This window comes from Pseudomonadota bacterium, assembly GCA_018817425.1.
Lineage (GTDB): Bacteria > Desulfobacterota > Desulfobacteria > Desulfobacterales > RPRI01 > RPRI01.
The window spans coordinates 12,014-24,503 of sequence record JAHITX010000123.1 but is presented as its reverse complement, the minus strand read 5'-3'; the positions used below and the strand labels follow the sequence as shown (position 1 = coordinate 24,503).

Below are 12,490 nucleotides of genomic sequence, written 5' to 3'. Positions count from 1 at the left end.
TTGAGGGTTGCATGTCAAATACCTGCCGCATCCAGAATGGCTGACAGGCGGTGTTCCCATCCCATGGCCTGAATAAGAACGCCCTGCGCCATTTTTCGAAGCTGAGCAATGGTTTCTCCGGCGATTTTGATGCCTTCCATTTCACGGTCCGGCGATTTTCGAATGCGTCGGATGATCTCTTCGGAAATATGCGCACCAGGTTCATTAGTTGCGATATACCTGGCAACCGCCACCGATTTGATCAAAAAGACTGTGGGAATCACCGGTACACCGAGATCTGAGGCTTTCTGCATGAATTTCTTAAACTCATTTATGTCAAACACCGGCGGTGTTATGATAAATTCTGCTCCTGCGGCAATTTTATCCTTTGCCATATTCAGTTCGCTGTTCATCCCGGCATCATCCGCAAACGGCGAGAGCCGGCAGCCGGTATGAAATTCGGGCTGTCCGTCCAGATCAAACTCTGCCAGGTCTTTTCCGGCCTGAAGGGACCGGATTGCGGCGAGCAAACCCAGCTCATCAAGATCATCAACCGGAATCGCCGTCCGATGGTCGCTATTAGCCATGTCATCTCCCTGGACCACGATGAGATTTTTGATACCCAGAACATGGGCGGCCAACAAATCGCCTTGAAGGGCCATCCGGTTTCGGTCCCGTCCATAGATATGTATGATTGCCTCTATTCCCTGCTGTTGAATCAGAACAGCGCCGGCAAGTGCGCTCATTCGCATCACGCCGTTGTCCATGTCAGGGACAACAATGCTGTCAATACGTCCCTTAATGCGCTTGGCGTCAGTAATAAACCGCGAAATGTCAACGCCTTTCGGTGTGTTCATTTCCGCCAGAACGACGAATTCTCCGTTTTGTAATCGTTTTTGAATAGTCATGTTTTTTCCCTTCTTATTTCAACGGCTTGACGTCTATCGGGTTTCTTTTTTCCAAACGTACTTTCATGTTTTCCATGTCTGTTGTTTGATGTTCCCTGCAAATAACTTCGTAGGATGCATCAGGCAATATTCGAAGCAGGTCCCTCTGCATGTCCGGATCACATCCGGTGATTTCCATGATCTGGCAGGGTTTCATCTGCTGATATATCAAAGACACCTTCAATAAAGAGAATGGGGAGATAATTCCTCGAACATCCAGCATGTAGTCGACTTGTCCCTTCACTCTGAAGTTCCTCCTATTTTACAGCGGTTAGAGCAAGATTCGGACCATTCCAAAAAATACTTTTTAGCTTTTATCTGTTTTTATCTGATATCATTAGGTTAACTAAATTATTACCAAGGTGAATCATATAAACTGCTTGCTCTGAAATTGTTAAACTGATAAAAATTTGTCCTTTACATGTGTTAAACCTTTACAGGATGTTTTACAGTTATGTCTGAACAGGAATTGGACCGGTATTGGAAAACGGTGGTGAACACCATTCAAGATGGTATAATGATCGTCAGCACCCGCGGTGCCATTGTCTCTGTAAACCGTGCCTTCGAAAAAATGACAGGCTACAATCAGGATGAGCTGCTTGGCAGGGAGTGCGGCATTTTGGAATGCAACGGATGCAAGGGGCAAAATTATTCTGCGGACAAACCATGGTGTGATTTGTTTCGTTTTGGAGAGTTGAACACGCGTAAATGCACCATCCGCGCCAGAGACGGACGGATTATTAATGTGGTGCAGAATGCATCGCTTTTGAAAGACAGCTCCGGAAGCGTGATCGGCGCTGTGGGCACACTTACGGATATTTCCGATTTAATTGAAAAAGATATCCAGATCGAGGCATTCCGCCAGGAATTGCGATCCCGGGATGGATTTCACGGCATTATCGGAGTCAGTCCGTCCATGCGTCAGACTTTTGATATGATTGAAAATGCTGCATTCTCAGATGCACCGGTCATTGTTTACGGAGAAAGCGGCGTCGGGAAAGAGCTGGTAGCACAGGCCATCCATGAAATAGGAGAGCGCCGCAATGGTCCGTTTGTCAAGGTCAACTGCGCCAGCCTGACAGATTCCCTGTTGGAAAGTGAACTGTTCGGGCATGTTCGAGGCGCCTATACGGGGGCAATCCGGGATCGTGTAGGCCGGTTTGAAACCGCATCCGGAGGGGATATTTTTCTGGATGAGATCGGAGATCTGCCGTTGATAACCCAGATCAAACTGTTGCGCGTACTGGAGGAGAAAAGCGTTGAACGGGTGGGCACTAACGCCCCGATTCCCGTTGATGTACGAATCATTTCAGCGACTAACTGGGATTTGCCCAAGCTGGTGGAACTGGGCAAATTTCGAAAGGATTTCTTTTTTCGCATTAATGTAATTCCGATTCATCTGCCTCCCTTACGCGATCGCATGGAAGACATTCCGCTTCTGGCAGAAACATTTTTTCAGAAAATCCGGTTGAAAAGCGATAAGAACATCAAAGGAATCAGCAAACAGGCGATGGATGTCCTGATGTACTATGACTGGCCGGGCAATGTCCGGGAGCTGAAAAGTGCATTTGAATACGCTTTTGTGGCCTGCCACGACGAACTGATTCTACCCGGCCATCTGCCACCGGCTATTTATCGGGAAAAGGGCCCTGGCAGACCCGAACCCAGACGGACCTCTTTCAACATGCGGGAAATTGAAAAGCAGGAACTTATTGAAGCACTTAATAAAACCGGCAGCAACCAGTCCAAAGCCGCAGACCTGCTGGGGGTTTCCCGGGTCACCATCTATAACCGGATGAAGCGATATGGCATCAACGCCACCCGACATGTTGAAACCTCCTGATGTTGTATGTTATTGGTTATTCCCTGTTCCTGATTAAAAAATATTATTAAATCAAACTTGATGAAACGGAAATGATGATATGATCAATTATACTATTCTTCTGATTAATTTCGATGAGGATATCCATAAAGTACTTGGTGAATCACTTGCCGGTGTCGGCTACAAGTTTGTTGCTGCCGAAAACATGGAAACTGCTTTTGATCTTATAGGCAGAAAAAAGCTTAATATTGTTATTGCCGATATTATAATGTCGGATACAAAAAGCATTGAACTGATTGATAAGATGAAAAAAAAGTTTCCCGATGCTGAATTTCTGTTTATTGTGGAAAATGATGATCTTCAAGCGGCCTTAAAGGGTCTTAAGAATAGCGCCTCAAATTTTTTAATCAAACCGGTAAATATAGAATTACTGATAATTTCAATAAAAAGAGCGGTAGAACTAGTCAGATTGCGTGAGAATCTTAAATTTTACAATGATAATGAAATAATGTGCGATGTCCTTATTAACCAGATGATTCATGAAGAAGTAATAAAGATTGCTCCGGACTACAAGATTCAGGATATAAATAACGCGATGTTAAACAAGCTAGGAATCAATCGGGAAGATGCCATAGGAAAGTTTTGCTATGAAATTACTCATCACCGCGATATTCCGTGCTCCGGTTTTGAACATCCCTGTCCGCTTGTAGAATCTATTGAGAATAGAAGCTCTTCTCAGGCAACTCATATTCATCTGGATAAAGATAGTAATGAAATATATTGTCTGATATCCTGCTATCCTTTGATTGAAAATGAAAAAGTAACTGGTGTAATTGAATTGTCAAGAGATGTTACCCGTGATGTAAAGACTCAGAAATCCATGCTGCAACAGGACAAACTGGCTTCCATAGGCAGGCTTGCAGCAGGTGTGGCACATGAAATAAACAATCCTCTTACAACCATTTTGACGACAGCCATGCTGATTCAGGAAGATCTTCAAAAAGACAACCCCATTTATCAGGAACTGGACATTATCTCCAGTGAGACTTTGCGTTGCCGTAAAATTGTTACCAGCCTTTTAAATTTTGCCCGCCAATCCAAACCAGAAAAAAAGCAATATGATATCTGTGAGATTATGGAAGAGTGCGCTTTGCTTACCAGGAAACAAGCTGCTTTTAAAAATATCACAATTAATTTTAATTGTACTGATTCAATACCAAAGCTGCTTTTTGACAAAGGGCAAATTGAGCAGGCGGTTATCAATCTGGTATTAAATGCTACTGATGCAGTAGATCCCGGAGGAAGTATAACTTTGTCCGTTTCGTATAAATCAGCTAAAGATCAAGTCATAATAATGGTCAGCGATACAGGTAATGGGATACCTTTTGAAGTAATAGATAAAATATTTGATCCTTTTTTCTCTACAAAAGAGGATGGTACCGGGCTTGGTTTATCCATCACAAGCGGTATTATTGAGCAGCATGGCGGTGCTATTGATGTGAGCAGCAAACCGGGGCATGGAACTACATTTACCATAGTACTTCCTACAGGTTTGAAGGAAAAATAATGAATGATAAACTTCCCAGGGTATTGATTGTTGATGATGAAGTAAATATCGGCAATGCCTGCTTAAAGATTCTGGCAAAAAATGATCTTGAAGTCCATTATGTCCAAAATGGATATGATGCACTTGCTATGATGAAAACAGTCCCTTTTGATGTAGTGATAACGGATCTTAAGATGAGCCGTATGGGAGGTATGGAATTATTAAGAAGTATAAAAGAGAAATACCCTGATACAAAAGTGATTATCATTACCGGATATGCATCGATTTCATCGGCTGTTGAGGTTATGAAACTTGGAGCTTTTGATTACCTGCCTAAACCTTTTACTCCTGTTGAGCTTCGTTCGGTTGTCCGGCAGGCGCTTTCTGCAAGACATATACATACAAAACAACCCATACATGAATCAGCCGGACAGATCAAAAGACTTTCTCACCAGCTTATAGGAAAAAATCCCAAAATCCGGCAGGTAGTTTCAATGATACAGAAAGTAGCTCCAACTGATTCAACGGTTCTGATTTACGGGGAAAGTGGTACAGGAAAAGAGCTTGTTGCCCGTGCAGTACATGCCAACAGCAATCGGAAGGAAGAAGTGTTTTTTGCAGTGGATTGCGGAACTTTGTCTGACAATCTTTTATCCAGTGAATTATTCGGTCATGTGAAGGGGGCCTTTACCGGTGCATATCAGGATAAAGACGGCATATTTAAGCGTGCAAATAAAGGTACTGTGTTTTTAGATGAAATCAGCAACATCAGTTATGAAATTCAGGGGAAACTTTTACGGTTCCTTGAAAACAGGGAGTTTATTCCTGTAGGCGGAGATAAAGTTCAAAAAGTAGATATACGCTTGATTTTTGCTACTAACCAGGATCTTGCAAAAATGGTTGAAGATAAAATATTCCGCAAAGACTTTTACTACCGTATTATGGTATATCCGATAAATACTCCACCATTGCGCGAGATACTTTCAGATCTTCCGGAAATTTCGGAACGTTTTTTAAAGCTTTTTAGCGAACAAATTAATAAATTGGTTAAAGCTATTGCACCTGAAGCGTTGCAGAGGCTTATGTCATATAACTGGCCTGGAAATGTACGCCAGCTGAAAAACGTTATAGAAAGGGCGGTAATTCTTTGTGAAGGAGAAATCCTTGAATCAAATCATTTTCCTGAGATAGAAGTTTTTGCTGATAGCAATGAGCCGGAATCTATAATCATCAATCCGGAGAACCTGCTTGCTGTAACGCCAGTGACCAATGAAGAGTTAAAACAAAAAAAGCAAGAACTAAGACAACAGGTTTCACAACAGCTTGAAAGAAATTTTATATTAAACGCACTAACACAACATAACTGGAATGTAACTCTTGCGGCGGAAAAAACCGGTATTCAGCGTACGAATTTTCAGGCCCTGATGAAAAAACATAAAATTCTCAGGCAGCCTAAAAAGAACCTTTCTTAATTAACCAACTCGTTTTTTGTACACTGTATATTTTTTTTGTACACACTTGATTACAATATATTTCTATAAGAACATACAAATTCCTCCCATTGTTTTATAAATTTCGTATATCTTTTCTATACACTTTTTAAAAAATCACATCACAAGCAAATCATATAAATAATTGAAATGCTATGCAAAACAGCGTTTATGATTTTTTGGCATATATTCTGCTTTAAAATAAAGTAAAAATTTAATTCAATTTTAAAATTTAATATCAATTTATATATAAAACACACCACAAGATAAGGAGGAGCGATATGGAACCTATGCCAAGAATTATGGTTGTTGATGATGAACAAGGCATTTGCCAGAATGTAGTAAAAATATTATCCAAAAATAATTATGATGTGTCTTGTGCACTTAGTGCCAAAGAAGCCCTGGATAAAATGTCTGAAGAGTCCTATTCGCTTGTTATTTCTGATCTTGTAATGCCTGAAATGAACGGACTGGAGCTGTTAAAAAAGGTAAAAAAAGATTATCCGGAAATGAAGTCTTTAATGATGACAGCTTATGCTTCTACCGACACGGCCATGAAAGCCATCCGGCTGGGCGCACTTGACTATCTGCCTAAACCTTTTACTCCTGATGAACTGAGAAGCACTGTTTCCCATGCATTGAAAGGCGATCTGCCAAAGGTTCAGGCACCTGCTGAAGAAGTTGAAACCATAGATGTAATTGATTTTGATATGCCCTTTGAAGCAGAGGAAGTAGCCAAATATACCGGTGAAGAATATGTGAAAAGTCTTGGGCCTTCAGATATGCCTGTTGTTGAGGCTAAGCCTATTGAAACGCTGGAGCATTATTGCAAGACTGGTGACATGGTGTGCGAGATTTTCAAGAAGCTTGGAGCAACCTGTAAAGCAGGTGTAAAAACAAGTGCATGCCCACAGAAAAAGAAAAAACAATCATCCGGGAAAACCAGGAAAACAGATACATCCCAACTCATTGGAGTTGATATGCCTTTTAATTATGATGAAGTAATATCTGTCACCGGACCTGAATATGTAACCAATCTTCATCATGAGGGGCTTTCTTTTGTACCGTATGAAACATTAAAGAAAACAGTAGCAGGTCTCAAACTAAAAAATGGTGGGATGATTGATGTTGACATGCCATTTGACCGAAATGAAGTAGAAAAGGCAACCGGCAAAGAATATGTCGAAACCCTTGGGCGTTCTGACACTCCTGTAGTTGAGGTGAAAATGGAGCAACCTGTAGAGAATTACTGCCTTCTTGGAGAGATGGTTTGCGATATATTTAAAAAGCTGGGAAATACCTGCAAGGCAGGAGTAAAATCAAACCTTTGCCCGCAGAAGAAAAAAGCCAAAAAGGTTTCGGGAGATGTAGCACCAAAGCAGGATATCAAAAAGTTGATTGGTATTGATATGCCGTTTGAATTTGAAGAAGTTGCCCAGGCTGCAGGTGTTGAATATGCCATGAACCTCCAGCCGGATGGCACTTCTATGATACCTTATGAACAACTTAAAAAGAATGTTGCTGCTCTTCTTGAAAAAAGCGAAAAGGCAGATCGTATCAAACAAATAGATGCTGATTTGTCAAACACCGTTCTTATCATAGACGATGAAGTTGCTGTAAATAACAATATGCGTAAGATTTTGGCCAAAAAAGGTTATAAGATTGATCAGGCTTCGGACAAGAATCAGGCTATTGAAAAAATCAGCTCAGGTCACTACGGTCTGGTTCTGCTTGATCTTAGAATACCTGGTGTTGAAGGGCTTGAGCTTTTAAAGGCTGTAAGAACTAATCAGCCTGATGCAAGAGTGATAATCGTTACAGGTTATGCAAGCATAGAAACTGCTGTTGAAGCTGCCAGATTCGGTGCTGTAGATTACATAGCCAAACCATTTACTCCTGCCGAACTGAGAACCGCAACCGAAAAAGCGTTACGTATCGCAGCATAACTATTTTCAGAAGGCCCCTTTAGCTTAGGGGCCTTCTGAAAAACAGCTTTTGTTTTTCAAAACCTTGATACTGATAAAAAGCTTATCAAACCAGGGTTTTTCTAAGTAGGACTTAAAACATCTCCTCATACATTTTTTTTGATAGGACACTTATCGGTCCACTCTTTTATTCAATTCATAGAGCCTAAGCATCTTCAATTAACTAACTATCAGGCAACCGTATTCCAATGGCTTTAAATATAAATAATTATTGCATAAAACCACAATTATTCTTGACAAATAGTTAATTACTAAGGAGAATACTTAACTATATTATGCTCTTTTTCTTTAATTCAAGCGATCAAAAAGCTATTTCGTATGGCTAACGGGGGAAAGCACAATGATAGTTGACACATCAAAAACTATGGATCGCACTGGGAAATATTATTCATATATTCCTATCTTACTTTATATAATTCTTACAATAGGCATTATCGCAGCAGGATATTTTTACTATAGCAATCAGGAGAAAAATTTCCGGGCCGGTGTGGAAAGCCAGCTTTCTTCTATTGCGGATTTGAAAGTGTCGGAAATTGTGAATTGGAGAAAGGAACGTCTGGGAGATGCCTCTGTATATTATAAAAATGACAATTTTGCCTCTCTGGTAAGTAAATATCTTGAAAAACCCCTTGACACTGATGCAAAAAAGAGACTGAAGACATGGCTTAGCAAGATTCGGACTTCCTATCAGTATAACCGGGTATTTTTAACAGATGTCAGTGGTATAGTGCGTGCGTCTGATCCGGAATCAATAGAACCGATTTCTCCCCATCTTCTGCGGGATATTACTGCAGTACTTGACTCAGGTAAAGTGACTTTTCTTGGTTTCCATCGGGATTCGCCAGGGAGTCCTATTTACCAATCGATCCTTGTTCCTATCTTATATGAAGAAAATGGTAATCTTCCTTTGGGCGTTCTTGTCTTTCGAATAAATCCTGATACATATCTTTATCCTTTAATTCAATCATGGCCAGTATACAGTCTAACTGCTGAAACTCTTTTAATCAGGAGAGATGCAGGTGATGTGCTATTCTTAAACGAGCTAAGATTCCAAAAAAAAACAAGTCTTAACCTGAGAATTCCCATAAACCCAAAAAGTGATTTGCCTGCTTCTAAAGCAGCTTTGGGAATTGAAGGAATAGTTGAAGGAATAGACTACCGCGGAGTACCGGTGGTTGCTTTTGTGCGGTCTATACCCGATTCCCCCTGGTTTATTGTCTCAAAAATGGATAAAACTGAAATATATGCGCCACTAAAAGAACAATTATGGGTAATAATTATCCTTATCGGTTCTTTGCTTGCCGGAACCGGTATTGGAATAGGTCTGATCTGGCGTCGCAGGCAGTCCAGGTTCTATCAGGAGAAATATGAAGCAGCAGAGGCTTTGCGGGCAAGTGAAGATCGCTATCGCAGCGTACTTGATAGTATGATGGAAGGTTGCGAGATTGTAGGTTTTGACTGGCGCTATCTTTATGTAAACGAAGAAACTGTCAGACAATGCCGCCGCACTAAAGATGAATTGCTTGGTCATACAATAATGGATGTGTTTCCCGGTATCAAAGATACTAAGGCGTTTGCTGTTATGAAAAAATGTATGGATGCCGGCAGTTCTGTTTCCATGGAAAATGAATTTACTTATCCTGATGGTGATAAGGCATGGTTTTATATGAGCATCCAGCCTGTTCCAGAAGGAATCTTTATGCTTTCAATGGATATTACGGGAAAAAAACAGGCTGAAGAGCGGGCAAATCATTTAAACGCTATAATCAAAGCGATTAGAAAAGTCAACCAGCTCATAACCAAGGAGAAAGATCGTGACCTTCTGGTAAAAGGTGCATGTGAGAATCTTGTTGCAACCCGTGGCTTCGCAAGCGCATGGATCTTACTTTTGGACTCATCCGGAAAACCCATACATATTGCAGAGTCAGGCCTCGGGGAAAAATTCGGGCAATTGAAAAATTTTCTTAAAAGGAGTCAATTTCCCCAATGCATACGAAAAGCTCTGGCCCAAAGCGAAGTTGTGATCACAACAAACAGGCCCATTGAATGTTCGGATTGCCCCATTTTACCCATTTATACAGGTAATGCATCTTTTTGTGTAAAACTTGAGTACGGCGGAAAAGTCTATGGGATTCTTACAGATTTAGTGCCTCAATCCTTTTCCCTGGATCAGGAAGAACAGGCCTTATTTCACGAGGTTGCAGATGACATTGCCTTCGGTCTTTACAATATTGAGCAGGAAGAAAAACAAAGGGAAATAGTCAAAGAGTTAAGCTATTCTGAAGCAAGATACAGAACCCTGTTTGAAGGTGCAGCCGAAGGTATTTTAATAATTGATATGGAAAACAGGGAATTCCAGTATGCTAATCCGGCTATATGCAAGATGCTGGGATATACGCAGGATGAATTAAAAAAAATGAATGTTATGGACATTCACCCCCAAAATGACTTTGACAGTTTTATTCCGGAATTTACAGAGCTGGAGAGAAAGAGTGGGGGGATGGTAAAAAATATCCCATGTATCAAAAAAGATGGGGCAATCATCTATGCAGATTTTAATACAACACTTACATCGATCGATGGAATCCCTTGCAATGTGGGTTTTATTACAGATGTTACAGAAAGAAAGAAATCCGATGATGCACTCAAAGAGAGCCAAGAGCGGTTTAAGATTCTGTTTGAATATGCACCCGATGCTATTTACCTGCATGATCTTGAAGGCAGGTTTATTGACTGCAACTTGGCTGCAGAGAAGATGATAGGTTACAGCAAAGAAGAACTCATAGGGAAGTCTTTAGCGGAATTATCGCTGATTCCACAGGAATCAGCCGAAAAAGCAGCAAAATTTTTAGATAAAAATGCCCAGGGTCTTCCTGCCGGGCCGGAAGAATTTATTACCAATCGAAAAGACGGAAAGCAGAATTATGCTGAATTCAGGACGTTCCCTCTGGAAATAAAAGGCCGGAAAATGGTGATGGGTGTTGCCAGGGATGTTTCAGAAAGAAAGAATCTGGAAGAGCAGTTGCGGCAGTCTCAGAAGCTTGAGGCTATCGGCATTCTATCCGGGGGAATTGCACATGACTTTAATAACCTTCTTACAACGATAATGGGAAATTCAGAGTTGATTCTTATGGGTCTTCCAAAGGGTGATCCATTGCGGGAAGAGATAGAAGAGATCAAGGTTGCCGGTGAACGTGCCGCTACACTGACCCGGCAACTTTTAGCTTTTAGTCGGAAGCAGGTTCTTCAACCCGCGGTAGTAAACCTCAATGAAATAGCGTTGGATATGGAAAAGATGCTTTGCCGGATGATTGGAGAAAACATTGAACTGAAAACAATTTTATCTCCGGATTTGGGACAAATTGAGGTTGATGAGAGTCAGATTGAGCAGGTTATAATGAATCTTGTGGTAAATGCCAGAGATGCCATGCCGGAGGGCGGAAAGATTACAATAGAAACAGGAAATATAAATATAGACGAAGAATATGCAAACGCTCACGTGTCTGTAAAACCAGGCTCTTATATAATGTTAAGTATAAGCGATACGGGAGTAGGTATCCCAAAAGAAAATCAAGCCCATATTTTTGAACCGTTTTATACAACAAAGGGAAAAGGGAAGGGAACGGGCCTCGGTCTTTCCACCGTTTACGGTATCATAAAGCAAAGTAATGGTAATATCTGGCTTTACAGCGAGCCTGGAAAAGGAACCGCATTCAAAATTTATTTGCCCCGTGTTGAAAAACCGGTATCGGAAATGGAACGCAAGGCTAAAGCAACAGATTCCTTGACCGGTTCGGAAACCATTCTTGTTGTGGAGGATGATGAGATGGTGATTAATTTTATAATAAAAGTACTCAAGGGATATGGTTATAAAGTTCTGACAGCTTTAAACGGGGAAGAAGCTATTAAAGTTTCCGAAGACTATCATGGCCCCATTCACCTTATATTAACGGACGTTATCATGCCCGGAATAAACAGCCGGGACATGGAGGAAGAATTAAAATCATATAGACCTGAATTGTCAGTACTTTATATGTCCGGCTACACGGATAATGCTATTGTACATCATGGGGTGCTTGATCCGGGAAAGATATTTATAGCTAAACCCTTCTCACCCGAGTCTTTGGGACGCAAAGTGAGAGAAGTATTGAAGAAAATAGAAACTTGAGAAAGAAACTATGAAAAAAGTTAAAATAGCATATGCTGCCCACAAATTCGGGTTGTATGTGGCGTTCATATTTTTGTTTTTTATATGTTTTGGGTATTCGCTTGCAGTGGCAGATGATCAAGTCCTGACTGTCGGGGTCTATGAAAATGCGCCCAAAATTTTCATTTCAGAGTCCGGCAAACCTTCCGGTATATTTATTGATATAATAGAGCATATTGCAAATAGTGAAGGTTGGCATCTCCGCTATGTACACGGTACCTGGGGCGAGGGTTTGAAACGCCTGGAAAAGGGGGAAATCGATCTTATGCCTGATGTTGCCTATACGGCGGATCGTGCAGGAATCTTTTCCTTTCACAAGGTTCCGGTTTTGTCCTCATGGTTTCAGGTGTATGCCCGCAAAGACAGCAAGATCCGATCCATACTGGATCTGAACGGTAAGCGGGTTGCGGTTTTGGAGCGTTCGGTTCAGCAGGATGTGTTTAATCAGCTTGCTTCCGGTTTCGGGTTAAATACTACTATAATTTCACTGCCTGATTACCAAACCGTTTTTAAG

Annotated in this window: 7 protein-coding genes; 5 read left to right on the top strand and 2 right to left on the bottom strand. The window is 41.1% G+C overall.

Annotated elements, in window-relative coordinates:
• Positions 1 to 14: 14 nt before the first annotated feature.
• Entirely contained in the window at positions 15 to 887 is an 873-nt protein-coding gene (locus KKC46_20390; GenBank protein ID MBU1056159.1) for a methylenetetrahydrofolate reductase, read from the bottom strand.
• Positions 888 to 900: 13 nt separating this feature from the next.
• Positions 901 to 1,170, bottom strand: a complete 270-nt coding sequence (locus KKC46_20385; protein MBU1056158.1) for a hypothetical protein — start codon at positions 1,168 to 1,170, stop codon at positions 901 to 903.
• Between the two features lie 210 nt (positions 1,171 to 1,380).
• Here KKC46_20385 and KKC46_20380 point away from each other — a divergent pair, with 210 nt between their 5' ends.
• The 5 genes from KKC46_20380 to KKC46_20360 all read left to right on the top strand — a co-directional run bounded on the left by KKC46_20380 (position 1,381) and on the right by KKC46_20360 (position 11,937).
• Positions 1,381 to 2,769 (top strand): sigma 54-interacting transcriptional regulator, encoded by a 1,389-nt coding sequence (locus KKC46_20380; protein MBU1056157.1) that lies wholly within the window; start codon positions 1,381 to 1,383, stop codon positions 2,767 to 2,769.
• A gap of 79 nt (positions 2,770 to 2,848) precedes the next feature.
• Positions 2,849 to 4,315 carry a response regulator gene (locus tag KKC46_20375; GenBank protein MBU1056156.1) on the top strand — a complete coding sequence of 489 codons (1,467 nt, stop codon included), beginning with the start codon at positions 2,849 to 2,851 and terminating at the stop codon, positions 4,313 to 4,315.
• Positions 4,315 to 5,766: a sigma-54 dependent transcriptional regulator gene (locus KKC46_20370; protein ID MBU1056155.1), complete on the top strand. Its 1,452-nt coding sequence runs from the start codon at positions 4,315 to 4,317 to the stop codon at positions 5,764 to 5,766. The genes KKC46_20375 and KKC46_20370 overlap by 1 nt, the downstream gene beginning before the upstream one ends.
• 299 nt (positions 5,767 to 6,065) lie before the next feature.
• Complete coding sequence (locus KKC46_20365) at positions 6,066 to 7,730, top strand: response regulator (GenBank protein ID MBU1056154.1); 1,665 nt, start codon at positions 6,066 to 6,068, stop codon at positions 7,728 to 7,730.
• 379 nt (positions 7,731 to 8,109) lie between these two features.
• Complete coding sequence (locus KKC46_20360; GenBank protein MBU1056153.1) at positions 8,110 to 11,937, top strand: PAS domain S-box protein; 3,828 nt, start codon at positions 8,110 to 8,112, stop codon at positions 11,935 to 11,937.
• Positions 11,938 to 12,490 lie beyond the last annotated feature (553 nt).

Coding starts and splice junctions, on each gene's coding strand:
- KKC46_20370 (MBU1056155.1), top strand. CDS start 4,315: ATGAATGATAAACTTCCCAGGGTATTGATTGTTGATGATGAAGTAAAT.
- KKC46_20360 (MBU1056153.1), top strand. CDS start 8,110: ATGATAGTTGACACATCAAAAACTATGGATCGCACTGGGAAATATTAT.
- KKC46_20365 (MBU1056154.1), top strand. CDS start 6,066: ATGGAACCTATGCCAAGAATTATGGTTGTTGATGATGAACAAGGCATT.
- KKC46_20390 (MBU1056159.1), bottom strand. CDS start 887: ATGACTATTCAAAAACGATTACAAAACGGAGAATTCGTCGTTCTGGCG.
- KKC46_20380 (MBU1056157.1), top strand. CDS start 1,381: ATGTCTGAACAGGAATTGGACCGGTATTGGAAAACGGTGGTGAACACC.
- KKC46_20375 (MBU1056156.1), top strand. CDS start 2,849: ATGATCAATTATACTATTCTTCTGATTAATTTCGATGAGGATATCCAT.